21 protein-coding genes and 1 pseudogene are annotated in these 24,730 nt (G+C 71.1%); 10 read left to right on the forward strand and 12 right to left on the reverse strand.

Annotation, left to right across the window (positions count from 1 at the left end; all coding sequences use genetic code 11):
- Positions 1 to 12 precede the first annotated feature (12 nt).
- Both ACIRU3_RS41575 and ACIRU3_RS41580 read left to right on the forward strand, forming a co-directional pair.
- Positions 13 to 1,030 (forward strand): annotated as a pseudogene (locus ACIRU3_RS41575) (ABC transporter substrate-binding protein).
- 52 nt (positions 1,031 to 1,082) lie between these two features.
- On the forward strand, positions 1,083 to 2,168 hold the full coding sequence (locus tag ACIRU3_RS41580) for an NAD(P)-binding domain-containing protein (RefSeq protein ID WP_404068405.1): 1,086 nt from the start codon (positions 1,083 to 1,085) through the stop codon (positions 2,166 to 2,168).
- A 12-nt stretch (positions 2,169 to 2,180) separates the two neighbouring features.
- Here the strand turns inward: ACIRU3_RS41580 and mltG are convergent, their stop codons facing one another.
- Together mltG and ACIRU3_RS41590 are read right to left on the reverse strand one after the other, a co-directional pair.
- The gene (mltG, locus tag ACIRU3_RS41585; RefSeq protein WP_404068407.1) at positions 2,181 to 3,119 is read right to left on the reverse strand and encodes an endolytic transglycosylase MltG; all 939 of its coding nucleotides are present in this window, start codon (positions 3,117 to 3,119) and stop codon (positions 2,181 to 2,183) included.
- 68 nt (positions 3,120 to 3,187) lie between these two features.
- The gene (locus ACIRU3_RS41590) at positions 3,188 to 5,005 is read right to left on the reverse strand and encodes an ABC transporter ATP-binding protein (RefSeq protein WP_404068409.1); all 1,818 of its coding nucleotides are present in this window, start codon (positions 5,003 to 5,005) and stop codon (positions 3,188 to 3,190) included.
- 115 nt (positions 5,006 to 5,120) lie between these two features.
- On the opposite strand from ACIRU3_RS41590, the gene ACIRU3_RS41595 reads away from it, so the two are divergent.
- Complete coding sequence (locus tag ACIRU3_RS41595) at positions 5,121 to 5,570, forward strand: MarR family winged helix-turn-helix transcriptional regulator (protein ID WP_404068412.1); 450 nt, start codon at positions 5,121 to 5,123, stop codon at positions 5,568 to 5,570.
- 59 nt (positions 5,571 to 5,629) lie between these two features.
- Here ACIRU3_RS41595 and ACIRU3_RS41600 read toward each other — a convergent pair whose 3' ends face one another.
- The 3 genes from ACIRU3_RS41600 to ACIRU3_RS41610 all read right to left on the reverse strand — a co-directional run bounded on the left by ACIRU3_RS41600 (position 5,630) and on the right by ACIRU3_RS41610 (position 8,965).
- Positions 5,630 to 6,364, reverse strand: coding sequence for a cation:dicarboxylate symporter family transporter (locus tag ACIRU3_RS41600; RefSeq protein WP_404068415.1), 735 nt, complete (start codon positions 6,362 to 6,364; stop codon positions 5,630 to 5,632).
- Between the two features lie 141 nt (positions 6,365 to 6,505).
- Positions 6,506 to 8,128 carry a peptide-N4-asparagine amidase gene (locus tag ACIRU3_RS41605; protein ID WP_404068417.1) on the reverse strand — a complete coding sequence of 541 codons (1,623 nt, stop codon included), beginning with the start codon at positions 8,126 to 8,128 and terminating at the stop codon, positions 6,506 to 6,508.
- A 78-nt stretch (positions 8,129 to 8,206) separates the two neighbouring features.
- Positions 8,207 to 8,965: a hypothetical protein gene (locus tag ACIRU3_RS41610; protein ID WP_404068487.1), complete on the reverse strand. Its 759-nt coding sequence runs from the start codon at positions 8,963 to 8,965 to the stop codon at positions 8,207 to 8,209.
- Between the two features lie 238 nt (positions 8,966 to 9,203).
- Between ACIRU3_RS41610 and ACIRU3_RS41615 the strand changes: the two genes are divergently transcribed.
- The 4 genes from ACIRU3_RS41615 (at position 9,204) to ACIRU3_RS41630 (ending at position 14,056) form a co-directional block, all read left to right on the forward strand.
- On the forward strand, positions 9,204 to 11,030 hold the full coding sequence (locus ACIRU3_RS41615) for an ABC transporter ATP-binding protein (RefSeq protein ID WP_404068420.1): 1,827 nt from the start codon (positions 9,204 to 9,206) through the stop codon (positions 11,028 to 11,030).
- A complete protein-coding gene (locus tag ACIRU3_RS41620) occupies positions 11,027 to 12,808 on the forward strand; it encodes an ABC transporter ATP-binding protein (RefSeq protein WP_404068423.1) in 1,782 nt (593 codons plus the stop codon). Before ACIRU3_RS41615 ends, ACIRU3_RS41620 begins: the two co-directional genes overlap by 4 nt.
- Positions 12,809 to 13,279: 471 nt before the next feature.
- Entirely contained in the window at positions 13,280 to 13,750 is a 471-nt protein-coding gene (locus ACIRU3_RS41625) for a DUF5709 domain-containing protein (protein WP_404068426.1), read from the forward strand.
- A 42-nt stretch (positions 13,751 to 13,792) separates the two neighbouring features.
- On the forward strand, positions 13,793 to 14,056 hold the full coding sequence (locus tag ACIRU3_RS41630) for a type B 50S ribosomal protein L31 (protein WP_404068429.1): 264 nt from the start codon (positions 13,793 to 13,795) through the stop codon (positions 14,054 to 14,056).
- Positions 14,057 to 14,070: 14 nt separating this feature from the next.
- Here the strand turns inward: ACIRU3_RS41630 and ACIRU3_RS41635 are convergent, their stop codons facing one another.
- Entirely contained in the window at positions 14,071 to 14,865 is a 795-nt protein-coding gene (locus ACIRU3_RS41635) for a metal-dependent hydrolase (RefSeq protein WP_404068431.1), read from the reverse strand.
- A 145-nt stretch (positions 14,866 to 15,010) separates the two neighbouring features.
- Here ACIRU3_RS41635 and ACIRU3_RS41640 point away from each other — a divergent pair, with 145 nt between their 5' ends.
- Entirely contained in the window at positions 15,011 to 17,524 is a 2,514-nt protein-coding gene (locus ACIRU3_RS41640) for a DEAD/DEAH box helicase (protein WP_404068433.1), read from the forward strand.
- A 19-nt stretch (positions 17,525 to 17,543) separates the two neighbouring features.
- Positions 17,544 to 18,410 carry an acyl-CoA thioesterase gene (locus ACIRU3_RS41645; protein WP_404068436.1) on the forward strand — a complete coding sequence of 289 codons (867 nt, stop codon included), beginning with the start codon at positions 17,544 to 17,546 and terminating at the stop codon, positions 18,408 to 18,410.
- An 8-nt stretch (positions 18,411 to 18,418) separates the two neighbouring features.
- Here the strand turns inward: ACIRU3_RS41645 and ACIRU3_RS41650 are convergent, their stop codons facing one another.
- On the reverse strand, positions 18,419 to 19,444 hold the full coding sequence (locus ACIRU3_RS41650; RefSeq protein WP_404068439.1) for a DUF6397 family protein: 1,026 nt from the start codon (positions 19,442 to 19,444) through the stop codon (positions 18,419 to 18,421).
- Between the two features lie 126 nt (positions 19,445 to 19,570).
- Entirely contained in the window at positions 19,571 to 19,984 is a 414-nt protein-coding gene (locus ACIRU3_RS41655; protein ID WP_404068442.1) for a roadblock/LC7 domain-containing protein, read from the reverse strand.
- Between the two features lie 92 nt (positions 19,985 to 20,076).
- On the opposite strand from ACIRU3_RS41655, the gene ACIRU3_RS41660 reads away from it, so the two are divergent.
- Positions 20,077 to 20,505, forward strand: a complete 429-nt coding sequence (locus tag ACIRU3_RS41660) for a PPOX class F420-dependent oxidoreductase (protein ID WP_404068445.1) — start codon at positions 20,077 to 20,079, stop codon at positions 20,503 to 20,505.
- A gap of 3 nt (positions 20,506 to 20,508) precedes the next feature.
- On the opposite strand, the gene ACIRU3_RS41665 is transcribed toward ACIRU3_RS41660, so the two are convergent.
- The 4 genes from ACIRU3_RS41665 to ACIRU3_RS41680 all read right to left on the reverse strand — a co-directional run bounded on the left by ACIRU3_RS41665 (position 20,509) and on the right by ACIRU3_RS41680 (position 24,712).
- Positions 20,509 to 21,111 (reverse strand): GTP-binding protein, encoded by a 603-nt coding sequence (locus tag ACIRU3_RS41665; protein WP_404068447.1) that lies wholly within the window; start codon positions 21,109 to 21,111, stop codon positions 20,509 to 20,511.
- 197 nt (positions 21,112 to 21,308) lie between these two features.
- Complete coding sequence (locus ACIRU3_RS41670; protein ID WP_404068490.1) at positions 21,309 to 21,722, reverse strand: DUF742 domain-containing protein; 414 nt, start codon at positions 21,720 to 21,722, stop codon at positions 21,309 to 21,311.
- Between the two features lie 33 nt (positions 21,723 to 21,755).
- On the reverse strand, positions 21,756 to 22,193 hold the full coding sequence (locus ACIRU3_RS41675; protein ID WP_404068450.1) for a roadblock/LC7 domain-containing protein: 438 nt from the start codon (positions 22,191 to 22,193) through the stop codon (positions 21,756 to 21,758).
- Complete coding sequence (locus ACIRU3_RS41680) at positions 22,190 to 24,712, reverse strand: nitrate- and nitrite sensing domain-containing protein (protein ID WP_404068453.1); 2,523 nt, start codon at positions 24,710 to 24,712, stop codon at positions 22,190 to 22,192. Before ACIRU3_RS41680 ends, ACIRU3_RS41675 begins: the two co-directional genes overlap by 4 nt.
- Positions 24,713 to 24,730: the final 18 nt, after the last annotated feature.

Raw genomic sequence — 24,730 nt, forward strand, 5'->3', positions numbered from 1 at the left:
AACGGATCCGCCATGCGACGCCGCCTCGTCCCCGCCGCGCTGCTCCTGCCTCTCGCCCTCCTGCTCACGGCCTGCCGCGGCAGCTCGTCCGCCAGTACGGGTACCGGTACCGACGGTTCGTGCTCGCTCACGCTCGGCGTCGGTTGACCAGAAGGGCGGTTCGGAAGCCATCCTGAGGGCCGCCGGTGAGCTGAAGAACCTGGAGTACAAGATCAAGTAGTCGACGTTCACCTCCGGGCCGCCACTGCTGGCGGCGGTCGACGCCGAGGCCGTCGACATCGGGGGTGTCGGTGACACCCCGCCGGTGTTCGCGGCCGGCGCCGGCTAGAAGATCACGGTGGTCGCCGCCTGGCACGGCGCGTCCGAGGGCGACGCCATCCTCGTACCGAACGGCTCGAAGCTGACCGGGCCCGCCGCCCTCAAGGGCAGGTCGATCGCCGTGGCGCAGGGCTCCTCCGCGCACTACCAGCTGGTCGCCTCCCTCAAGGCAGCCGGGCTGAGCCCGAACGATGTCCAGGTCATGTATCTGCGGCCGGCCGACGCGCTCGCCGCCTTCACCTCCGGCAAGGTCGACGCGTGGGCGGTCTGGGACCCATACACCTCCCAGATCCTGCAGGCCAAGCAGGGGCGGGTGCTCACCACCGGCGACGGCATCACCCACGGGCTCACCTTCCAGGTGGTCGCGCCCACCGCGCTGCGGGACCCGAAGAAGGCCGCCGCCGTCAAGGAATACCTCGCGCGACTGCAACGTGCGCAGGCCTGGGCGTACGACCATCAGGAGGGGTGGGCCGAGGTGTGGGCGAAGGACACCGGGCTGCCGTACGAGGTGGCGCTGGCGTCGGTGAAGCGCAGCAATTCCACCCGTGTCCCGGTCACCGTCGACAAGCAGCTCGTCATCTCCGAGCAGCAGATCGCCGACACCTTCACCGAGCTGAAGCTCATCCCTGGGAGGGTGGGCTTCGGCGATTTCGTGGACCCCCGGTTCAACGGCGGCCTGCCGCCCTCGACCACCCCGGCCAGGACCTCCTGAGGCCCGTGACCCACCCGGGAAGATCCACGGTCACGACTCTGTTAGTGGAAGCGTGAACAACACGCGCGAGGTCGAGGCAGTCGTCACAGGCGCTGGTCAGGCCGGTCTGTCCAGCGCCTACCACCTGCGGCGCACCGGCTTCGAGCCGGACCGCGACTTCGTGGTCCTGGACCACTCCCCCGGTCCGGGCGGCGCCTGGCAGTACCGGTGGCCGTCGCTGACGTACGGCAAGGTCCACGGGATGCACTCCCTGCCGGGCATGGAGCTGACTGACGCCGATCCCGCGCGGCCCTCGGCGGAGGTCGTCCGCGAGTACTTCGACCGCTACGAGCGCACCTTCGACCTGCGGGTACGGCGCCCCGTCGACGTGCGGGCCGTACGCGAGGGGGACGACGGGCGGCTGTTGGTGGAGACCTCGGACGGCATCTGGTCCACACGGGCGCTCATCAACGCGACCGGCACCTGGGACCGGCCGTTCTGGCCGCGCTACCCCGGTCAGGAGACCTTCCGCGGACGGCAGTTGCACACCGCGCAGTACGCCGGGCCCGAGGAGTTCACCGGGCAGCGGGTCGTGGTCGTCGGCGGCGGTGCGTCGGGTACCCAGCACCTGCTGGAGGTCGCCCCGTACGCGGCTGCCACCACCTGGGTCACCCGGCGGCCCCCGGTCTTCCGCGAGGGCCCGTTCGACCAGGAGACGGGCCGCGCCGCGGTGGCGCTGGTGGAGGAGCGGGTACGCCAGGGCCTGCCGCCGAGGAGCGTGGTCTCCGTCACCGGGCTTCCGCTCAACGACGCCATCCGGCAGGGCCTGGCCGACGGGGTCCTGGACCGGCAGCGCATGTTCGACCGGATCACCCCGGACGGGGTGGAGTGGACCGACGGACGGCACGGTCGACACATCGCCGCCGACGTCATCCTCTGGGCCACCGGCTTCCGGGCCGCCCTCGATCACCTCACGCCGCTGCGGCTGCGCGAACCGGGCGGCGGGATCCGGGTCGAGGGGACCCGCGCGATCGCCGATCCGCGCGTCCATCTCGTCGGCTACGGCCCCTCGGCCAGCACCATCGGCGCCAACCGGGCAGGCCGCGCGGCCGTACGGGACATCAGGCGGCTGCTGGCCGAGGAGCCGGTCGCCGCGTGACGCCCCGTCGGCTCAGCGGGGCGGCTGCGTGGCCGGCAGCTGCTGCGCGCTCGGGGCGGGCCCCTGAGGCTGTCCCGGTGACTGAGGTGCCGGTGACTGAGGTGCCGGTGACTGAGGTGCCGGTGACTGGTGGCTTTCGTTGAACTCGGCGACATTGCGCAGGTGCTCGGCGTAGTCGGCGGTGAAGCGGGTGTCGCCCGGCTTGATCGTGACGAAGTACAGCCAGTCGCCCGGCGGCGGGGTGATCGCGGCATGCATCGCCTCCTCACCGGGGTTGTCGATCGGGGTGGGCGGCAGACCCATGCGCTGGTAGGAGTTGTACGGGCTCTCCGTGCGGGTGTCGTCCACGCTGGTGTGCACGGAGTTGCGGTTCAGCGCGTAGTTGAGGGTGGAGTCCATCTGCAGCGGCATGCCCCGCTGCAGTCGGTTGTAGATCACCCGGGCCACTTTCCCCATGTCGGCCTTGGTGGAGGCCTCGGCCTGGACGATGCTGGCGATGGTGACGGCCTGGTAGACGTTCATCGCGTTGCGCTGCGCCCCGGCCGCGACCGGCGCCCGGCTGAACTTCTTGTCGGCGGTGTCGACCATGAACTGCAGCAGTGTCTCGGGGGTCGCGCCCTTCTGGTAGGGGTAGGTCGCCGGGAAGAGGTAGCCCTCCGGGTTGCCCTGGGCGTCGCTCGGCAGTTTCAGGGGGGCCTTGCCGATGGCCTTCCGTGTGCTGCCCTGAGGCAGCTGGAGGGCCTTGTCGACGGAATCGTAGATCTGGCTCGCGCGCCAGCCTTCCGGAATGACCAGCTTCAGGGTCGGCTTCGCCTGCCCGTGACCGCCGTCCCGGTGCAGCAGCGGCACCGCCACGGCGGTGCCGGCCAGGACGGCGCCGGTCACGACGAGGACGAGCTTGCCCCGGCGCGTCAGTCGCATCGTGCTCCGTGGCGGAGTGTTCATACGCATGCGGGCACGGTAATACGCCTATAGCCATAAACCCGACATATCGTCAGCTTGTCGGTTACGGTTCCGCGTCAGCCCGCCGGTTCCAACTGCGCGTCCCGGCGCACCAGGGCCGCGTATCTGCCGTCCAGCTCCAGCAGTTCCTCGTGCGTACCCCGTTCGCCGACCTTGCCGGAGTCCAGGACCATGATCTGGTCGGCACCGCGGACAGTGGACAGGCGGTGGGCGATGGTGAGGGTCGTGCGGTCGGCCGACAGGGCGTCGATGGCCTGCTGCACCGCGGCTTCGGTGCCGTTGTCCAGGGCGCTGGTCGCCTCGTCGAGGATGAGGACCGGCGGGTCGCGCAGGATGGTCCGGGCTATCGCGAGCCGCTGCTTCTCGCCTCCGGAGAAGCGATGCCCGCGTTCGCCGACGACGGTGTCGTACCCGTCGGGCAGCGCGGCGATGTGGTCGTGGATCTGGGCGGCCCGGGCCGCCGCGTGCAGTTCCTCGTCAGTGGCGTCCGGCTTGGCGAAGCGGAGGTTGTCGGCCACCGAGGCGTGGAAGAGGTACGTCTCCTGCGAGACGACGCCGACCGCACGGGCGAGGGTGTCGAAGTCGAGGTCACGCACGTCGACGCCGTCGATGGTGACCCGTCCGCCGGAGACGTCGTAGAGCCGGGGCACCAGATAGCCGAGCGTGGACTTGCCGGCGCCGGTCGGGCCGACCACCGCCAGGCTGCCGCCGGCCGGGACGGTGACGTCGACGCCGTCGAGGACGGGGCGGGTCCTGGCGCCGTCGTCGCCGTTGTCGTACCGGAACTCGACCCCCTCGAAGCGGACCTCACCCTTGACCTGGTCGAGGTGGACCGGCTGGTCGCGCTCGGTGATGTCGACGGGCAGGTCCAGGTACTCGAAGATGCGCTGGAAGAGCGCGAGGGAGGCCTGGATCTGGACACCGGTCGCCAGCAGGCTCACCGCCGGGCGGAACAGGCCCTGCTGGAGCGAGACGAAGGCGACGATGGTGCCGAGCGAGACCTGGGGGCCGCCGAGCTGGAGGGCGAGGCCCGCGGTCCAGTAGATGACGGCGGGCATCGCGGCCATGACGATGGTGATCACGGCCATGCGCCAGCGGCCGGCCATGCTCGACTTCACCTCGAGGTCGACCAGTCGCTCGGACTCCTGCGCGAAGGATGCGTTGAGCGAGTCGGAGCGGCCCATGGTGCGGCCGAGCAGGATGCCACTGACGGACAGCGACTCGGTGACCGTGGCGGCCATGGCCGCCATCTGTTTCTGGCGCTGCGTGGTGATCTTCTTGCGCTCGTTGCCCACGCGGCGGCTGATCCACACGAAGACCGGCAGCAGGAGCAGGGAGACGACCGTCAGGCGCCAGTCGAGGGCGACCATCGCGACGATCGTGGCGACCACGCTGGTGGCGTTGGAGACGAGGGAGGTGGCGGTGGAGGTGACGGTCGCCTGCATGCCGCCGATGTCGTTGGCTATGCGGGACTGCACCTCGCCGGTGCGGGTGCGGGTGAAGAAGGCGAGCGACATGCGCTGCAGGCGGCCATAGACGGCCGTGCGCAGGTCGTGCATGACGCGCTGGCCGACGGTGGTCGAGATCAGCGTCTGGAGCACGCCGAAGACGCTGGAGAGGACCGCGCTGAGGATCATGCCGAGCGCGAGCAGGCTCAGCAGGCCGGTGCGGCCGTCGGGGATCGCGACGTCGAGGATCTCCTTGAGGAGGAACGGTGTGGCCACCGAGACCAGCGAGGAGGCTCCGACGAGGAGGCCGACGACGGCGAGCCGTCCGCGGTACGGGCGGAAGAGCTTCAGGATGCGACGGACCTGCCGGGGCTGTTCCCTGGCGTCGGCAGGCGGGGTCCAGGTGGGTTCACGGTCGGGATGCATGGGCTCCTACGGAAGTGAGCGGGCGCCGGCACGGAGAGCGGCCGACGACGACTGACGGATCGTAGCTCATTGTTACCTATACTCACAATGAACGGCATCCTGATATTGTTCCCGCATGACCACCCCAGATCCCGAGGGCCTGCTCGCCGAGCAGTTGCTGCGGCTCACCCGCCGGGTGCACCGCATCCAGAAGCGCCATCTGGAGCGGCGTGACCTGGGCGTCACCCCGGCCCAGTCGCGCCTGCTGCGCACCCTCGCGCACTACGGCTCGCCCCCGCGCATGGCCGACCTCGCCGAGCACCTGGAGGTGGTGCCGCGCGCGGTGACGACGCTGGTCGACGGACTGGAGACGAGCGGCAAGGTGCGGCGGGTGCCGGACCCGACCAATCGGCGGGTGACCCGGATCGAGCTGACGGACGAGGGCCGGGCGGCCCTGCGCGAGGTGCGCGGCGCGCGCCGGTCGGCCGCCGAGGAGATCCTCGCTCCGCTGACGGAGAAGGAGCGCGCGGTGCTCGGCGTGCTGCTGGACACACTGATCGACGGAGAGCCGGCCAAGCGCTGCTGAACGGCCGCGGCCCCCGCTCCACCGGATCGGAGCGAGGGCGCGTGCGGTACGGCTGAGTGTCAGCCGACCTTTGGGGCGGGTTCCTTGACGGACGACACCGGCACGGCGGCCCCGGCCTCCGGCCCCTCCTCCGGAACGGAGACGATCTCGCCGTCCAACACCTTCTTCGCCCGTTCGGCGTTCAGCGCGCCCTCCCAGCGGGACACCGCGAAGACGGCGACGCACTTGCCGAGCAGGTCGGTCGTGACACGCATCGAGTCCATGATCCGGTCGACTCCGAGCAGCAGGGCGACCGCCCCGGCGGGGACGACGCCGAGGGAACCCGCAATCGCGGACAGCGCGAGGAAGGCCGAATCCGCTGCGCCCGCCATGCCCTTGCTGGTCAGCATGAGCCCCTGCGCCTGCTCGATGGCGGGCAGGATCCTCGGCATCCTGATGAGGCCGAGGTGGAGCAGTGCGGTGCCCACCAGGCAGGCCGGCACGAGCACCAGGAGCAGGGCGTTGTCGGCGAAGGCACCGACGAAGCTGTCGGGCAGCACGTTGAGGATGAACTCGGTGGTGGTCGGCAGCGATCCGCCCCGGGTCTGCTCGTCGAGCGCCCCGACGTCGAGCCCGGCCGGATCGACGTGCAGACCGGAACCGGGTCCGACCAGGTTCGCGGCGGCCGGACCGACTAGCAGCGCGGCCGTGGAGGCGACCTGTGTGAAGAGGGGGTGCGCAGTGTGCGTGCGACGCGTCGCGGCAGAGACGGTACGGACTGCGGCACGGGCGCTCCCAGGGGGAGGCCGCCACACAGAAGCCGGACGGGACTTCTGCGATACGGAAAGCAGCTTCCGTGTCAATCACTCTGGAGAGCCGCTGATCGCGCCCGGGACACCCGTGTCACAGCCGTGCACATCACGCCCGCGAGTGGCGCTGTCCGCACACCGCCGGACTCAGCAGCGGCTGCGATCCTCCGTCAGAACCCCTTGAACCGTGGCCAGTGAACGGTCGTAGCAGCCGTCCGAGCCGAAGCGGCGGTAGCGCTCGCTCGACATGCCGACCGCATGCCGCTGGTCCCGCGGGACGTTGACCGTGTACGCCGCGTCGCCGCTGTAGGTGTCGTCGAGCCGCGACCACGCGGTGCGCCGGCCGCCCTGCCGCTCCACGACCGTCGCCCGGTCGCCGAGCGTCAGCACGGTGCGCAGCCGGTCGTCCCCGCCGAGGGTCGTCGCGCCGTTCATCGTGTACGTCCGGTCCGTGTGTGTGGTCCGTGCGATGCCCGGCCCGTGCACGCCCACCGTCTCGTCGTCCGACCAGGTCGCGTCGAGCCCGTCCGTGTTCTCGCCTTCGGTCCAGCGGTGCGCGGAGGTGTTCGCGAGTGTACGGGTGACAGTCGTGGTCACACGGCCGTGCGAGGTGTTCAGGTATCCGGACACGGTGAGCCGGTGGCCACCCTCGGTGTCCACGCGGTTCTCCGAACCAGGCGTGTACGTCGAGGAGTTGGCGATGGCCGTCGTCCTGTCGGCGGTGAGTGCGCCGCTGACATGGGTGCGGTGCGCGTCCTGCCAGACCAGGACGTTCACGGGCACGCTCCAGCCGGACTGTCCCGCGGGCACGCCCACCACGGAGACCTCGACGCGGTGCGGGCGGCCGTCGTTCAGGAGCCCTGCGAAGGGCGTGAGATCGTACTCGACGGGCCTGACGTCGAAGGCACGCGGGCCCGGGACGACGTACCAGAGGAAGGGGTTGGACCAGCCGCCGGTCCATACGTTCGGGAACGGCGCGGCGATTCCGGCGAGTTGTCCGTCGACCTTGATCTGCACCTCGCGGTACGGCCCGTGGTCGGCCTTGCACGAGTACGACGCCGGGTCGGCCACGGTCAGGTACCAGAACTCCTCGCAGCCGCCGCCGGATCCGGTGGCGTACGCCTCGGCGACGATGCGCTCACTGTTGCGCGGGGTGGTGAGGGTCGTGCCGTCGGGCGAGTCGGCGAGGGTGAGCACGCGGTCGGGGGCGGGGGTGTCGGGGCGGCCCGCGTAGAAGGTGAGCGTCACCTTGACGTCGATGACGCCGGTGTAGGTGTCGTCCACGACGTTCCCGATGAGCATCTCGACGTCCTGCGGGGCACGGAAGGTGTCGCCATAACGGGTGACGTCCTTCTCCACGTGCCACTCGATGCCGTCCGGAGACGGCTCGGGCGTCGAAGTGCGCAGGATCTCGACCCCGCCGACATGCAGATAGCCGAGGCGATCGTACTGCCGGCCCTTCACCTTCCCGTCGAGCCGCAGGACGACTTTGCTCCAGTGGTCGCCACAGCCCCGGGGCGGCGCGTACGAACCCCGGTAGGGAGTGAAGTCGCGGAACTGAGCCTCGGCCAGGGTGACCCGGCAGGAATTGGCGTGCGGACGCTCGACGGGCGGGGCGGCCGTCATCGGGTCGTGCCAGTCGGTGCCGAACTCGGCCGGAACGTCCGCGGTCCGGACGGCAGCTTGCGCGGCCGTGACCCCGGTGCCGAAGAACGTACCCGCCAGGAGGGTCGCTCCGGCGAGCATGGACATGACTATCCGTCTTCTCATGGCCGGTGTTCTACGGGGAGACGGGCCGTCCCGCAATGAGGCCTCGGGTGGATCGGCCGGTCCGCTCCGGGGGCCGCGTCAGGCGTGCAGGTCCTCGCGGTCCCCCATGACCACCACCGGATGACGGGCGGGGTCGAGTGTGCGCAGCAGGAACGCCATGACCTCCTTGGAGACGCTGATGCAAGCCGAGGTGCCGCTGCCGTGGTCGAGGTGCAACCAGATGCCGCCGCCCTTGTCCGCTCCCTGGGGGCGGGTGGCGTCGCGCGGCGGAGTGCCCCTGACGCGGTTGTAGTCGATGGCGATGACGTAGTCGAAGTCGTGCTGATGCGCCGCGTCCCACCCGGCCGGGGGCGCATAGGCGGCCCCGTCATGGTCGTACGGCAGCCCGGCGCCCGGATCGGCGAGCACACCGCCCGCGTCGGAGAGGGTGAACACGCCCATGGGGCTGCGCTGGTCACCCATGCGGTGATCGGTCGTCCAGCCGTGGCGGCCGTTGTGAGCGGGCCAGTCGCCCACCGTACGCCAGCCGGCGCCGTGCCGGGTGTACAGCACGACCGTGGACTCGGCCGAGTTCCTGCCCTCGCCGTAGACGGCCACGACCTGGCTGGAAGCAGCGGGAATCCGCCGGTGCAGGCGCTCGCCGACCCCTGGGATCCGGGTCGGATCCGCCTGCGGAGCGGGCGACCCGTCGGGGCTGTGCTTGCCCCGGCCGGGGGGACCCTTCGCTTCGTCGGCGTCGGCCGCGGCGGGCACGGCCGCGACGCCACAGGCGGAGAGGACCGCAAGGAGGGTGCCGCAGGCCGCCACCGCCACCGTCGCACGCCGCACGCTGTTCATGTGCACGCGACCATGGTGGCATCGCGTACCGGTTGATTGTGCACTTTTCCGGACCCTCACCCGACTGGGAACACCGGCCTGCCGGACAACGGCCCGACCGGGTGAGATTCATGGCCGGAACGCTGCGGATTTCGCAGGCCGTCGTGGAAAACCGTTTGAATTTCAGCACTCTGCGACGCGACCCTTTCACGGCTTGTCACCGCTTTCCGCCCTCCCTGACACGAGCCAGTGGGACGTCATGCAGATTCAAGACCTTCCGTATCCCGACCCGGGCGTACCGGACGCACGTTCGGGTCCTCGCTTCCTGTGGTGGCTCTGGCGCAACCAGCTGGGCGGCCAGCTCAAGGCGCTGGCGTGGGGCCTGCTGCACTTCGTCTGCGTCGCCGCCCTGCCCTTCTGCGTCGGTCTCGCCGTCCAGGCGGTCATCGACCGTTCCGGCACCCGGCTGGCTCTGACGGGTGGTCTGATGGCGCTGTGCGGCACGGGCATCGCGGTCGGCGACACCTTCCTGCACCGAGCCGCCGTCACCAACTGGATCACCGCCGCCGCCCGTGTCCAGCAGTTGCTGGCGCGCAGGGCCTCCGCGCTGGGCTCCGCGCTGACCCGGCGGGTCGCCGCCGGTGAGGTGGTGGCCGTCTCCACCGGCGACGTGGAGAAGATCGGCTGGTTCGTCGAGGCCGTGTCCCGCTTCACCGCCGCCGCGCTGACGGTCGTCGTGGCCTGCGTCGGCCTGGTCGTCTACCAGCCCGCCCTGGGCGTGGTCCTCGCCGTCGGTCTGCCGGTCGTGGCACTCGCCGTCCTGCCCCTGCTGCCCCGGGCCACCCGCCGCGCCGACGTCCAGCGCGAGAAGGCGGGCCGGGCCACCGAGCTGGCCTCGGACACGGTCGCCGGACTGCGGGTGCTGCGCGGGATCGGCGGCGAGGAGCTGTTCCTCGACCGCTACCGCCGCGCCTCGCAGGAGGTACGGCACGCGGCCGTGCGCAGCGCCCGCATGTGGTCGCTGATCTCCGCGATCCAGGTGCTGCTGCCCGGACTGCTGCTGATCGCGGTCGTCTGGCACGGCATCCACCTGGCCCGGCAGGGCCGGATCACGATCGGCGAACTCGTCACCGTCTACAGCGCGGTCATGGTCCTCAACTACCCGCTGCGGCACTTCGAGGAGATCGCCATGGCGTACTCCTTCTCACGGCCCTCGGCCAGACGGGCCGCGCGCGTGCTGTCACTGGAGCGGTCCACGGACATCGACGGCTCTCGCGAAGCCGAAGTGCCCGGCGGCGATCTGTACGACCCGGCCACCGGTCTGCTCGCGCCCGCCGGCCGGTTCACCGCGGTGGTGTGCGGCGATCCGGACACGGCCGGACGGCTCGCGGAACGGCTGGGCGGCCACCCCGCCGAGCCGGGCCCCACGGTCCTGCTCGACGGGGTACCCCTCGACGACCTCCCCCTCGACAGCGCCCGCACCGCCGTCCTCGTCCAGGACAAGGACCCGGTCCTGCTGTCGGGCTCGCTGCGCGAGCTGCTCGACGTGCCCTCCTCCGGTGCCGTGCGCGCCGAGGACGCACTGGCGGCCGCCCAGTGCCAGGACGTCCTGGAGGCACTGGTGCAGGGGTCGCTGGACGCCGCCGATCCCATGGACGCCCGCATCACCGAGCGCGGCCGCTCCCTGTCGGGCGGCCAGCGCCAGCGGCTCGCACTGGCGCGGTCCCTCGTCACCGACCCGGTGGTCCTGGTGCTGGACGAACCGACCTCCGCGGTCGACTCCCACACCGAGGCCCGGATCGCGGACGGGCTGCGGCGGCTGCGCTCGGGACGCACGACGGTGGTGTTCACCTCCTCGCCGCTCCTGCTGGACCGCGCGGACCGGGTCGCCCTCGTCCACGGGGACGAGGTCGTGACGGTCGGCGTGCACCGCGAACTGGTCGACACCGAACCGCGGTACCGGGTCGTGGTGACACGGCAGACCGACGAGGAGCAGGCCGCGACCGACACGGACGTGGACCTGGCCGCAGACAGCGCCGCCCTGGACGGTTTCGAAAAGCTGGAAGAGATCGAGGAGAGCGCATGATCGGCGTTGCGCCACCGGCGTACGACCCGGCGGCCCCGACGACCGCCACCACCCTGCCCGTCGGAGCTGCCGCGACCGTGCGCGCCTATGTGGCCGAGCTGTTCCGCCGGCACCGCCGGGCCTTCCTGCTCCTGATCGCGGTCAACACCGTGGCCGTGATCGCCTCCATGGTGGGCCCGTACCTTCTCGGCGACCTCGTCGAGCGGGTGTCGGACCATGCAGGGGAACTCCATCTCGGTCTGACCGCGGGCCTGTTCCTGGTCGCACTGCTCGTGCAGGCCGTGTTCGTGTGGCAGGTGCGGTTGCGGGGCGCGATGCTCGGCGAACGGATGCTGGCCGACCTGCGCGAGGACTTCCTCGTCCGCTCGGTGGGGCTGCCGCCGGGCGTGCTGGAGCGGGCGGGCACCGGCGATCTGCTCTCGCGGATCACCACCGACATCGACCGCCTCGCCAACGCCATGCGGGAGGCCGTACCGCAGCTGGCGATCGGTGTCGTGTGGGCCCTGCTGCTGCTCGGCGGGCTCGTCGTGACGGCCCCGCCGCTGGCGGCCGCCGTGCTGCTCGCGGTACCGGTGCTGGTGATGGGGTGCCGCTGGTACTTCCGGCGGGCACCTTCCGGCTACCGCTCCGAGGCCGCTGGGTACGCCGCCGTCGCCGCCGCCCTCGCCGAGACCGTGGACGCGGGCCACACCATCGAGGCGCACCGTCTGGGCGCCCGGCGCATCGCCCTGTCGGAGCGGCGGATCAAGGAGTGGACCGCCTGGGAGCGCTACACCCTCTGGCTGCGGTCCGTGCTCTTCCCGGTGATCAACGCCGTCCATCTCGTCGTGCTCGGCTCGGTCCTCATGGCCGGCGGCGCATTCGTGCTGCAGGGCTGGATCGGGGTGGGCCAGCTGACGACGGGCGCGCTCATCGCGCAAATGCTGGTCGACCCGGTGAACCTGATCCTGCGCTGGTACGACGAAGTGCAGGTCGCCCAGGTGTCGCTCGCCCGCCTGGTCGGCGTCCGGGACATCGAGCCGGACGCCGGGGACGCCTCGCTGGCCCCCGGCGGACGGGACGTGCACGCCGACCGGGTGCACTTCGGCTACCGCGAGGGCGTCGACGTGCTGCGCAAGGTCTCGCTGAAGGTGGCCCCGGGCACCCGGCTGGCCCTGGTCGGCCCCTCCGGCGCCGGCAAGTCCACGCTGGGCAGGCTGCTCGCCGGCATCTACGCGCCCCGGGACGGCCGCATCACCCTCGGCGGCGCGGAACTGTCCCGGATGCCGGCCGAACGCGTCCGCGCGCACGTCGCCCTGGTCAACCAGGAGCACCACGTCTTCGTCGGCTCCCTGCGCGACAACCTCCTGCTGGCCCGTACCGGCGCCGCCGACGCCGAGCTGTGGGCGGCGCTGGGCGCGGTCGACGCGGACGGCTGGGCACGTGCCCTGGACGACGGCCTGGACACCGAGGTCGGCTCCGGAGGGCTGGCGCTGACCCCGGCGCAAGCCCAGCAGATCGCGCTGGCCCGGCTGGTGCTGGCCGACCCGCACACACTGGTCCTGGACGAGGCGACGTCGCTGCTCGACCCGCGTGCGGCCCGCCACCTGGAGCGCTCCCTTGCCCGCGTCCTCGACGGCCGCACCGTGGTCGCCATCGCCCACCGCCTGCACACCGCCCACGACGCCGATGTGATCGCCGTCGTGGAGAACGGCCGCATCAGCGAGCTGGGCAGCCATGAGGAGCTGGTCGCGGCGGACGGGGCGTACGCGGCGCTGTGGCGTTCCTGGCACGGGTGAGCGGTAGCGGGTGGGGCCGGGGGAGCCAACCGCCGCGTCCGCGGTGACGCGGGCTGTGCCGGTATCGGTGCCGGTGCCGGTTCCGGTTCCCGTGGCAACCGGGTAGCGCCACCCCATTCGTCCCGTGCGGGGGCTAGCTGCGGCAGCGATCCGTGCGGGGTGCGCGGCCGGGGCGGAGCAGTGGCGCGCGGGCGAGTCCGGGCCGAAGTGCGCGGGCGGGGCCTGATATCGCTGGGCGAGCGAGTCCGGGCAGAAGTGCGGAGGCAGGGCCGGACAGGGGTGCGCAGCCCCAGGCCAAGGCCCGTGCCGTTGCGCAGTGCCGAACAGGGGTGGAAGGCTGGATAGCGGCACCGGCTCGGGGAACGGTCGGGAACCCTTCGGTTCCCGCCATGCGAAACCCTTGCCGAGCGTGCCGGCGGCGCGCTGCCCCTCCTGGGGGCACGAGGCCGTCCTCACCATATGGAGGTACCCGTGGACAGCGCCGACGGATGGGGGGATGACGTCTACCAGCCCGATCCCTCGGATATCCGGGAGGACTCGGGCGTGCTCGACGTCGAGGACACATTGGACTTCGACGGCGTCGAGGACCCCCTGGACCGCGGCTGGTCCCCTCCGGAGCGGCCGTGGGCGGTCGAGCACACCGGGGTGACGGCGGGCGAACGCCTGACCGGGGAAACCTTGGACCAGCGGCTCGCCGAGGAGCTGCCTGACACGGTCGCGCCCGACGGCGACGGGATCGGGGACTGCGACGGCACCGACGGTGAACTCCTCGACAACGAGGTCGGCGCGCTCCGCTCCGGCCGCCTGGTCGCCCCCGACGAGGGTGCGCACGAGGACGAGGAGAGCGCCCTCGTCGCCACCGATATAGGCATCGACGGAGCCGCCGCCTCCGCCGAGGAGGCCGCGATGCACATCGTCGACGAGGATTCCCTCTCCGGCTGACCCGGGCGCCACCTGCCCGACCGCCCCGAGCGAGGAGCCGCCATGCAGCAGGACAAGCACCCCGAGTATCACGCCGTGGTGTTCCGCGACCGCACCGCCGGCTACGCCTTCCTCACCCGGTCCACCGCGAGCAGCGAGCAGACCATCGAGTGGGACGACGGTGAGACCTACCCCGTGATCGACGTGGAGATCTCCTCCGAGAGCCACCCCTTCTACACGGGCAAGGCCCGCACGGTGGACACCGAGGGCCGCGTCGCCCGGTTCGAGCGCCGGTACGGCGGGGCGGAGCCGGGCGAGGCGAGCTGACGGGGCCGGCTCCGTCAGATCACGTTGAGGGCCGCAGCGCAGCCCACTCCCCCGAGCAGCATGAACACGGGCATCAGCACCTTCAGCTCGACCCAGCTGCCCGCCCGGAACCGCATCGCCTTCGGCGGACCCAGCGGGTACCAGCGCTTGCGGCCCACCGGGATGGGCCACAGGATCGGGCAGCCGGACACCGTCAGCGCGTCCCCGATGTCGTGCACCAGGGCCCCCAGCACGATCGGCAGGCCCAGCCACAGGTACTCCTGCCCCGGCGCGGTGAACAGCCAGTCGGAGCCGTTGCCCGGCTTGTCCAGGACCCCCGCGAGGATCCAGGCGCTCGTCGCCGCGAGCAGCCAGACCAGGACATCGCTGCTGGAGCCCCGCGCCGCCCGCCACAGCAGACCCTCGATCGCCAGCACCATGTGCACGAAGAGGATCGCCAGCACCGCCCACCGGCCCCCGGCGATCGCCGCCGCCGAGCTGCCCGCGCCGATCAGGACCGCCCACAGCCAGGTGTGCGTGAGCGTGCGGTGGCCGCCCGTGCGGCGTGCGTCGCCCTTCTTCCTGGTTGCCTTGTAGACGGCGTACGACAGCTTGTCCACGATCTCGCAGATCCATCGCGAGATCGGCCCGAAGGCCCGCGAGATGGTGGCTGCCTTGTGGTCGAGGTCCGGGGCGAGCGCGGCGCCGGCACAGATCAGCGCGCCGACGAGCAGGACCGGCCAGGGCATCGGGTGCCCGGCCGCGGCGGCCGCGGCTCCGACGCCGAGCCAGGCCGCGGCCCCCGACAGTGAGTGTGCTGGTCCCATCATGGCCGCTTCCCGCCCCATTCCTTGTGTGCCGCTGTCCAGTTGAGCTGGTGCACTGACGTCCTGCCGGCGACACAGCGTAGCTGCCATGATCTTCGTACCCACAGCCGATTCCCCTCTCGGACAGAAGGCCAGGCAAGATGGGTGCGTGACCCTCATCGATCAGTTGCCGCCGACCGCCGACCCCGACGCCCTGTACGAAGCCTTCGAGTCGTGGGCGCAGGAGCGCGGTCTCACCCTCTACCCCCACCAGGAGGAGGCGCTGATCGAGGTGGTCTCCGGGGCGAACGTGATCGTCTCGACGCCCACCGGCTCCGGCAAGAGCATGATCGCCGCGGGTGCGCACTTCGCCGCGCTGGCCCGGGACGAGGTCACCTTCTACACCGCCCCGATCAAGGCGCTGGTGTCGGAGAAATTCTTCGAGCTGTGCAAGATGTTCGGCACCGAGAACGTCGGCATGCTCACCGGCGACGCCTCCGTGAACGCCGACGCGCCCGTGATCTGCTGCACCGCCGAGGTACTGGCGTCGATCGCGCTGCGCGACGGCAAGAACGCGGACGTCGGTCAGGTCGTGATGGACGAGTTCCACTTCTACGCCGAGGGCGACCGCGGTTGGGCGTGGCAGATCCCGCTGCTCGAACTCCCCCAGGCCCAGTTCATCCTGATGTCGGCCACTCTGGGTGATATGTCCTTCTTCGAGAAGGACCTCACCCGCCGGACCGGCCGCCCCACCGCGGTGGTCCGCTCGGCCACCCGCCCGGTACCCCTCTCCTACGAGTACCAGCTCACCCCGCTCACCGAGACGCTCACCGACCTGCTGGAGACCAAGCAGGCCCCGGTGTACATCGTGCACTTCACCCAGGCTCAGGCCGTGGAGCGGGCTCAGGCACTGATGAGCATCAACATGTGCTCGCGCGAGGAGAAGGACCAGATCGCCGAGCTGATCGGCAACTTCCGTTTCACCACGAAGTTCGGCCGTAACCTCTCCCGTTACGTCCGCCACGGCATCGGCGTCCACCATGCCGGCATGCTGCCCAAGTACCGGCGGCTGGTGGAGAAGCTCGCCCAGGCCGGCCTGCTGAAGGTCATCTGCGGCACGGACACGCTCGGCGTCGGCGTCAACGTGCCGATCCGGACGGTGCTGTTCACCGCGCTGACGAAGTACGACGGCAGTCGGGTGCGCACGCTGCGTGCCCGCGAGTTCCACCAGATCGCGGGCCGGGCCGGCCGGGCCGGCTTCGACACGGCGGGACTCGTCGTGGCACAGGCGCCCGAGCATGTCATCGAGAACGAGAAGGCCCTCGCCAAGGCGGGCGACGATCCGAAGAAGCGCCGCAAGGTGGTGCGCAAGAAGGCGCCGGAGGGCTTCGTCGGCTGGACGGACAACACCTTCGAGAAACTGATCGCGTCCGAGCCCGAGCCGCTCACCTCGCGGTTCCGGGTGACACACACGATGCTGCTGTCGGTGATCGCCCGCCCCGGCAACGCGTTCGAGGCGATGCGCCACCTCCTGGAGGACAACCACGAGCCGCGCAGGCAGCAGCTCAGGCACATCCGGCGGGCGATCGCGATCTACCGCTCGCTGCTCGACGGCGGGATCGTGGAGAAGCTCGACAAGCCCGACGCCGAAGGCCGCATCGTCCGGCTCACCGTCGACCTCCAGCAGGACTTCGCCCTCAACCAGCCGCTGTCCACGTTCGCCCTCGCCGCGTTCGAACTGCTCGACCCCGAGTCGCCGTCCTACGCTCTCGACATGGTGTCCGTGGTCGAGTCCACGCTGGACGACCCGCGGCAGATTCTCGTCGCTCAGCAGAACAAGGCGCGCGGCGAGGCCGTGGCCGCGATGAAGGCCGACGGTGTCGAGTACGAGGAGCGCATGGAGCGTCTCCAGGACATCACGTACCCGAAGCCGCAGGAAGAGATCCTCTTCCACGCGTACAACACCTACCGCAAGAGCCACCCGTGGGTCGGCGACCACCCGCTGTCGCCCAAGTCCGTCATCCGGGACATGTACGAACGGGCGATGTCCTTCACCGAGTTGGTGTCCTTCTACGAGCTGGCCCGCACCGAGGGCATCGTGCTGCGCTACCTCGCCAGCGCCTACAAGACCCTCGACCACAACATCCCGGACGACCTGAAGTCCGAGGATCTTCAGGACCTGATCGAGTGGCTCGGCGAGATGGTGCGCCAGGTGGACTCCAGCCTGCTGGACGAGTGGGAGCAGCTGGCCAACCCGGAGGAGATGACCGCCGAGGAGGCCCGGGAGAAGGCCGACGAGGTCAAGCCGGTCACCACCAACGCCCGCGCCTTCCGCGTACTGGTCCGCAACGCCCTGTTCCGCCGTGTGGAGCTGGCCGCCCTCGACCATGTCGCGGAACTGGGCGAGATGGACGCCGAGGCCGGCTGGGACGCCGACGCATGGGGTGAGGCGATGGACAAGTACTGGGACGAGTACGACGACCTCGGCACCGGCCCCGACGCTCGTGGCCCCAAGCTGCTGGTCATCAAGGAGGAGCCGGAGAACGGCCTCTGGCGCGTCCGCCAGATCTTCGACGACCCGAACGACGACCACGACTGGGGCATCAGCGCGGAGATCGACCTGACGGCCTCCGACGCGGAGGGTCGTGCGGTGGTCCGCGTCACCGACGTCGGCCAGCTGTGAGCTGAGGAGAATGTCACCGATGACGAACCCGGCCGAGAGCCTGGTCGACCTGCTCGACCTGGAGCAGATCGAGGTCAACATCTTCCGTGGCCGTAGCCCGCAGGAGTCCCTGCAGCGGGTCTTCGGCGGCCAGGTGGCGGGCCAGGCGCTGGTCGCCGCTGGACGCACCACGGAGGGCGACCGCCCGGTGCACTCGCTGCACGCGTACTTCCTGCGACCGGGCCGGCCGGGCGTGCCGATCGTGTACCAGGTGGAGCGGGTGCGCGACGGGCGGTCGTTCACGACACGGCGGGTCACGGCTGTGCAGCAGGGCCGCACGATCTTCAATCTGACCGCCTCCTTTCACAAGGCTGAGGAAGGACCGTTCGAGCACCAGCTGCCGCCGGCCCGTGAGGTGCCGGACCCCGAGTCCCTGCCGACGGTGACCGAGGAGATCCGCAAGCATCTGGGCGCGCTGCCGGAGCAGTTGGAGCGGATGGCGCGCCGCCAGCCCTTCGACATCCGTTACGTCGACCGACTGCGCTGGCAGGCCGAGGAGATAGAGGGGGCCGAACCGCGCAGCGCCGTGTGGATGCGCGCGGTCGGACCACTCGGTGACGACCCGCTGGTGCACACGTGCGCGCTGACCTACGCCAGTGACATGACTCTCCTGGACGCGGTCCGTATCCCGGTCGAACCCCTTTGGGGTCCACGGAACTTCGACATGGCTTCCCTGGACCACGCCATGTGGTTCCACCGGCCGTTCCGCGCCGACGAGTGGTTCCTGTACGACCAGGAGTCCCCGATCGCCACCGGCGGGCGGGGTCTGGCCCGCGGGCGCATCTACGACCTGCAGGGGCGGCTGCTCGTCTCGGTCGTCCAGGAAGGTCTGTTCCGGGCCGTTTAGCTCGGTGTTCAGACCGCTGCAGGCCGACGATTTCTGCGGCGCAGCCAGGTCCACAGTCCACGGGCCGGTCGTGGTGTCTCCGGTCCGGGCTCGTGGTCCCGGCATGGGATGGGCCGGGCCGGCGGCGCCGGGGGCGCGGTGTCCGGCGCGGCCGGGTGGAGCTCGACTCCGGTGTGCCGTACGACGGTTCGCACCGCAGGCCGGTTGTGCCGTACCGGCGTCGGCGCCGCGAGCCCGGCGTGCCGTGGGGCCGGGCGCGGGGCCGGTGAGTGGGCTCGTGCCTGCGCCACCGCGTGCGCCAGGTCGCTGCGCAACCAGTCGATCTCGTCCGGGTCCTGCGCCGTCATGAGGTGCTCGGCGAGGTGCGCGGAGGGTGACCCCGGCGCACCGTGGCCGGACGGGGCGGGCCGGAAGCGGTTCAGCCGAGCACGCTCGTAGGGGTCCCTGACGACGTCGGCCACGTCGACAGGCGGAAGGAAGGCCGCTCCGGCCCCGGCACGCGCCCATGGGTCCTCGGCCTGCCTGATCAGGAACCCGAGGTGCCGTCCGCGCCAGTTGCGGGCTCGCAGGTCGACCCCGGCCGCCAGTTGGCCCCTGAGGCTCTCGGGCGTACGCCCCTTGAGCAGATATGCGTTCTCGGCGCCGGACGCGAACTGCCCTAGTTCCTCGGCAAGATAGAGCCAGACCACGGCTCGATAGCGGTTCAGGTGGAAGCGCACCGGCACCAGCAGTCCCAGGCGGGCGAGCCGGGTGAACCTGCCCGCGGGGATCTCCATGAGCGCGGCGCCCTCCGCCGTACCCACCACCTCCACGCGCTCGCGGAGGGTGTCCGGAAAGCCTTTCTGGGCGCGCAGCCTGTCGATCTCGGCCCGTTCGACCCGGCGGCTTCCTCCGCCGCCCTCGTCGGGCACGGTCCTGATGCGGCCGAGATGGACGGCGAGGTCGAACTCCCCACGCCTGAGACCCAGTTCACGAGCCGCGCGGCTCGGCGCGCAGGTGCCGCGGTGGGATGGGGCGAAGGTGCTTCCCGACATGGTCGTACTCCCCCGTGGAGTGGCCGGCTCACGCCCTGTGCGTTCGCCGTGCACACACCGTAGCCGGTTCGGCACGTCGAGCGGCGGGCCTGTGGATAACTCTGCGGGGCTGGGAAGATGAGCAGGTCAGAGGTCAGATATGGGTGACCGCTCGGGCTGCCGCGCATCCACGCCGAGGTGTTCGCCGACGCGGTTGACGAGCAGAGTCATCTCGTAGGCGATCTGGCCGATGTCGGCCTCCGCGCCGCTGAACACGCAGAGACAACTGCCGGTGCCGGCGGCGGTCACGAACAGCACGGCGTCGTCGTACTCGATCATCGTCTGGCGCACCCGGCCCGCGCCGAAGTGGCGTCCCGAACCCTTGGCCAGGCTGTGCAGTCCGGACGCGACGGCGGCCAGATGCTCGGCGTCCTCGCGGCGAAGGCCGGTACTGGCTCCGGTGACCAGCCCGTCGTTGGACAGGACCAGCGCGTGCCGCACATGGTCCACCCGCTCGGTCAGATCGTCCAGGAGCCAACCGAGTCCCTGGTTCTGTGCCATGTTCCGTCTCCCCGTGTGACGTCTCCCCCTGGCTGGAGGAACTGTCCGCCAGCCTTCCCCACGACCGGCGTCCGGGCAAGCAGGATGGGCGTATGGCACAGAAGATGACCGATGAGGAATGGCGGGCGTTCGTCTCTTACGGCACCCGAACCGGCAAGTTGTCCACCGTCAGCGCCGATGGGAGCCCACATGTGGCCCCGGTCTGGTTCCTGCTGGACGGGGACGACGTGGTCTTCAACACCGGTAAGGAGACCGTGAAAGGGCGCAATCTCGCCCGTGACGGACGGATCGCCCTCTGCGTGGACGACGACCGGCCACCGTTTCACTTCGTGGTGCTGAACGGGAGCGCCCGGGTGTCGGAGGAGCTGGACGAGGTGCGTCTTTGGGCCACCCGCATCGCCACTCGCTACATGGGCGAGGAGCGCGCAGAGGAGTACGGTGCCCGCAACGGCGTCCCGGGCGAACTGCTGGTCCGGGTCACCGTGGACAAGGTGGTGGCACTGAAGGACCTGACCGGCTGAGACTCAGCCCACCGAGTCGAGGAGCCGGGCGGTGTGCATCCGCCCGGCGTACTCGACGAGGCGGATCAGCACCTCCTTGCCGGAGTCCCGGTCGCGGGCGTCGCACAGGACCACGGGTGTTCCCCGGTCCAGGTCGAGGGCCCGGGAGACGTCGTGGGCGCCGTAGCCGCGGGCTCCGGCGAAGCAGTTGACGGCCACCACGAACGGGATGCGGCGGTGCTCGAAGTAGTCGACCGCCGGGAAGCAGTCCTCCAGCCGGCGGGTGTCGGCGAGGACGACGGCGCCGAGGGCTCCCTGCGAGAGTTCGTCCCACAGGAACCAGAAGCGGTCCTGCCCGGGTGTGCCGAAAAGGTACAGGGAGAGGCCGGAGCGGATGGTGATGCGCCCGAAGTCCATGGCGACGGTCGTGGTGATCTTCTGATCCACACCGTCAGTGTCGTCCACCAACTGCCCGGCCTCGCTGAGCAGTTCCTCGGTACGCAGCGGACGGATCTCGCTGACGGCCCCGACGAGGGTCGTCTTGCCGACACCGAAGCCGCCGGCGACCAGTATCTTCAGCGCCAGGGCGGACATGTCGCCGGCGGCGTCGGATTGCTCGGAGACCATGATCACTTCTCTCGGGAGGGCCGGCTGCGGTCGGGGTCGAGGTACTCGGGGCAGGAAGCCAGCATCATGACAACTCCGGCCCCCGTCCGGGGGACAGGACCGAAATGCGCCTGATGTGACCGCTTCGCGCCCGGTCGCTTCCGGAACGGGCACGGAACGGGCTGCCGCGAGGCTCCCGTTGGGTTCTGAACGTTCATCTACAGCGCCCGCAGCCCTTCGATGACCTCGCGCAGAATGCGTTCGTCCGGCAGGTGCGCCGGGGGCACCGGGCGGCTGATCGTGACGCAGCCCAGCTCCAGGAGGTCGCCGAGGAGCACCCTGACCACGCCCACCGGGAGGTCCGCGTCAGCTGCGAGTTCGGCGACGGACTGCGTCTCGGTACGGCACAGGTCGACCAGGGCCCGGTGTTCGGGGCCGAGCAGCGTCTCGTCGCCCACCGCAGGCGCGGCGGGGTCGAGGGTGACGAGGGCGATCAGGTCGAAGCGCACTCCGGTGGGGCCGGGCTGGGTGCGCCCGCCGGTCATGGCATAAGGGCGGACCAAGGGTCCGGCCTCGCCGTCGTACCACTGGCTGCCCTGCTCGCGCGGGCCGTTCATCGGGTGCTCGGTCATCGGGTGCTCGGTCATCGGTGCCGACCTTCCGGCTCAGCCGGCGGCGGGTGGCTGGGCGGCGACACGGGGCGCTGTGTAGAGATGCTCGCCCACGCGCTTGACCAGGCGCGCCATCTCGTAGGCGACCAGGCCGATGTCGGCGGTGACGGCGGTGAGCACGGCGAGGCAGGAGCCTTCGCCGGCGGCGGCCACGAAGAGGAAGGCGTCGTCCATCTCCACCATGGTCTGGCGCACGCCGCCCGCTCCGAAGTGCCGTCCCGCACCCTTGGCGAGGCTGTTGAAACCGGAGGCCACGGCGGCGAGATGCTCCGCGTCCTCCCGGGCGAGGCCGGTGGAGGCGCCGACCGCTAGGCCGTCGTTGGACAGCACGACGGCGTGCCGTACCTCGCTCACCCGCATCACCAGGTCGTCCAGCAGCCAGTCGAGTTCGCCGGATCGCTGGGCGGCCCTCATGCTCGGTTCCTGGATCATGCCGGGTCTCCTTCGGTGCTGTCACTGCCCGTTTCGGGTCTCGGGTCGGCGCCGCGTCCGGGTTTCCTGCCGCCGCCGCGTGCCCAGCCGTCGCGGTAGGCCGCCATGCGGTCGCGTACGAGTTCGGGGGTACGCCCGTCGTCACCGCGCGGAGCGGGTTCCACCGCGGGGTCCTCTCGGCGCTGCTGACGGAGCTGTGGGGCGAGGCTCGCCTGGCGCACGCGGCGCGGGAGGTCGTCTGAGGGTGGTTCGGAGTCGTTCGGTGGGCGGTGCAGCCTCAAGGTGGTGACTCCGGGGGGCGGAGGTTCTTGTGCGGGGGGCGAGGGGGACGGGGCGGTGACCGCGAGGACGGGCCGGCCCGGCTGCGCGATGACCGCGGCGGGCGGCGGGGGTGTGTCGGGCACGCGTGCGTACTCGCGCCGCTGCTCCGGCCGTGCGTGTGCCTCCTCATGGAGGGGGCGTTCCGCGGAGCCCGTGTGCAGCAGGGCAGTGGGCACCAGGACGACCGCGGTGGTGCCTCCGTAGGGGGAGGTGCGCAGATGCACCTTGATGTCGTGCCGGGACGCGAGCCTGCTGACCACGAACAGCCCGAGCCGGTCGCTGTCGAACAGGTCGAGGGCCTCGGACTGCTCGATCCGCCGGTTGGCCTCCGCGAGGGTGTCGGCGCCCATGCCGAGGCCCCGGTCCTCGACTTCGAGGGCGTATCCGTTGCCGACGGGTTCGCCGGTGACGCGCACGCGCGTGTGGGGCGGCGAGAACTGGGCCGCGTTCTCGACGAGCTCGGCGATCAGGTGGGTGAGGTCGGCCACCGCTGCGCCGATCACGAACGCCTCCGGGAGCTGTCGTACCTCCACGCGCGCGTAGTCCTCGACTTCGGAGACGGCTGCTCGGACGACGTTCGTGAGGGACACCGGCATGCGCCAGGCCCGGCCGGGTGCGGCTCCGGAGAGGATGATCAGGCTCTCGGCGTGGCGCCGCATCCGGGTGGTGAGGTGGTCGAGGCGGAAGAGGTCGCTCAGCTCGTTGGGGTCGTCGGAGCGCCGCTCCATGCTGTCCAGCAGGCTGAGCTGCCGGTGGACCAGAACCTGGCTGCGGCGGGCCAGATTGACGAAGACTCCGGAGATCCCGCTGGCCAGTTCGGCGCGCTCCACCGCGGCCCGCAGGGCGGCGCGGTGCACCGTGGTCAGGGCCTCGGCCACCTGGCCGGTCTCGTCCTCCGCGGGAAGCTCAGCGGGCGCCTCGGCGTCGACGTCGATCTCCTCGCCTGCGCGCAGTTTCCGCATCGCCGCCGGGAGTTTGCGCCGGGCGATCTCCAGGGCGTCGTTGCGCAGGCTCACCAGCTCGACCACGAGGGCCCGTCCGATGCGGACGGAGATGACGAGCGAGGCGGCGACGGCGGCGAGACCGAAGAGCACCGCGGCGCCCGCCGGGCTCAGCATGCCGCGTGCGAACGGGTCGGCGCGGCCCGCCACGGCACGGCCGGTGTCCGTCGCCATGGAGCGCATTCCGTCCTGCACGCGCGCGTGGGCGGTGTTCCAGGCGGTCGCCGGTGCGGTGTCGACCGCCTTGGCGCCGGGACCGGCGGCGAGGATCCTGTCCTCGGTGGCGGTGAGGCCGGCGTAGGCGCTGCTGCCGGCCAGGTCGCGCCAGGCGGCGCGCTGGCTGCCGGGCAGGTCGGCGACGGCCGTCTCGGTGAAGGTGCGCCGCGTGGCGACGGCCGCGCCGAACAGCCGCAGCCGTTCGCCCTGGAGGCCGGCAGCGGGGTGCGCACTGCCGAGGACGGCGTCCTCCTGGGCCAGCGCCTCGGCCGCACGGGAGAATTCGAGCAGCACGCGCGCGTCGGAGCCGATGTCGGCCTGCTGGACACCGGTGAGGGCACCGTCCACCGTGAAGGCCGTGGCAATGGTCTGCGTGTACTGCGCGTACGCCTCGCGCCAGTCGGTCTTGCGGTCCAGTACGGCGGTCCGCAGCGCGCGCAGACGCTCGGCGCCGGTCACGAAGTCCTCGAGGCGTCCACCTACTCCAGTCGGAAGGTCCTGGCTGTCGGCCACGGTGTTGCCGCCGCCGAGCCGCAGCTTGGCCACCGCGCGGTCGGTACGTGCCGCGAGGCCTTCGAGGTCGTCGCCGCGTGCCGCGTCCGGTTCGGCGGCGTAGCGGACAGCGGCGGCGCGCTCGGTCTGCAGTGCGGTGACGGCGGCGGCCACCGGGGCGCGCAGCTCGGCGTCGACGCGCTGGGACTGGCGCAGCCGGGCGACGTCCTGGACAGTGCTGACGGTGGCGTACGCCCACAGGGCGAGCAGAGAGACGACCGGCACCATGAGCAGGCAGATCACCTTGGCGCGCACCGTGCGGGGACGGGTGCGCCATCGACTCGCGCGCGGGGGCGCATTGTCCGGCGACAGGGTGTCGGAAGACTGGTCCGCGTCCTCGTGGGCCGGTGGTCCGGCGTGCGCGCGTCGGCCGCGCGGCGGGGGCTGCGCCGGACTGCCGGCTCTGGGGGTACTACGGGGTGGACGCATGGCCTCCTCGCTCGGGAC

The sequence above is a fragment of the Streptomyces sp. NPDC101151 genome (genome assembly GCF_044768335.1).
In the GTDB taxonomy this organism is placed as follows: domain Bacteria; phylum Actinomycetota; class Actinomycetes; order Streptomycetales; family Streptomycetaceae; genus Streptomyces.

Bases quoted from the DNA above. Each gene is read 5' to 3' on its own strand.
- ACIRU3_RS41660 (WP_404068445.1), top strand. From the start codon at position 20,077: ATGGCACAGAAGATGACCGATGAGGAATGGCGGGCGTTCGTCTCTTAC.
- ACIRU3_RS41590 (WP_404068409.1), bottom strand. From the start codon at position 5,005: ATGCATCCCGACCGTGAACCCACCTGGACCCCGCCTGCCGACGCCAGG.
- ACIRU3_RS41675 (WP_404068450.1), bottom strand. From the start codon at position 22,193: ATGATCCAGGAACCGAGCATGAGGGCCGCCCAGCGATCCGGCGAACTC.
- ACIRU3_RS41655 (WP_404068442.1), bottom strand. From the start codon at position 19,984: ATGGCACAGAACCAGGGACTCGGTTGGCTCCTGGACGATCTGACCGAG.
- ACIRU3_RS41670 (WP_404068490.1), bottom strand. From the start codon at position 21,722: ATGACCGAGCACCCGATGAACGGCCCGCGCGAGCAGGGCAGCCAGTGG.
- ACIRU3_RS41610 (WP_404068487.1), bottom strand. From the start codon at position 8,965: ATGAACAGCGTGCGGCGTGCGACGGTGGCGGTGGCGGCCTGCGGCACC.
- ACIRU3_RS41615 (WP_404068420.1), top strand. From the start codon at position 9,204: ATGCAGATTCAAGACCTTCCGTATCCCGACCCGGGCGTACCGGACGCA.
- ACIRU3_RS41650 (WP_404068439.1), bottom strand. From the start codon at position 19,444: ATGTCGGGAAGCACCTTCGCCCCATCCCACCGCGGCACCTGCGCGCCG.
- ACIRU3_RS41665 (WP_404068447.1), bottom strand. From the start codon at position 21,111: ATGGTCTCCGAGCAATCCGACGCCGCCGGCGACATGTCCGCCCTGGCG.
- ACIRU3_RS41635 (WP_404068431.1), bottom strand. From the start codon at position 14,865: ATGATGGGACCAGCACACTCACTGTCGGGGGCCGCGGCCTGGCTCGGC.
- ACIRU3_RS41595 (WP_404068412.1), top strand. From the start codon at position 5,121: ATGACCACCCCAGATCCCGAGGGCCTGCTCGCCGAGCAGTTGCTGCGG.
- ACIRU3_RS41630 (WP_404068429.1), top strand. From the start codon at position 13,793: ATGCAGCAGGACAAGCACCCCGAGTATCACGCCGTGGTGTTCCGCGAC.
- ACIRU3_RS41620 (WP_404068423.1), top strand. From the start codon at position 11,027: ATGATCGGCGTTGCGCCACCGGCGTACGACCCGGCGGCCCCGACGACC.
- ACIRU3_RS41605 (WP_404068417.1), bottom strand. From the start codon at position 8,128: ATGAGAAGACGGATAGTCATGTCCATGCTCGCCGGAGCGACCCTCCTG.
- mltG (WP_404068407.1), bottom strand. From the start codon at position 3,119: ATGCGTATGAACACTCCGCCACGGAGCACGATGCGACTGACGCGCCGG.
- ACIRU3_RS41645 (WP_404068436.1), top strand. From the start codon at position 17,544: ATGACGAACCCGGCCGAGAGCCTGGTCGACCTGCTCGACCTGGAGCAG.
- ACIRU3_RS41680 (WP_404068453.1), bottom strand. From the start codon at position 24,712: ATGCGTCCACCCCGTAGTACCCCCAGAGCCGGCAGTCCGGCGCAGCCC.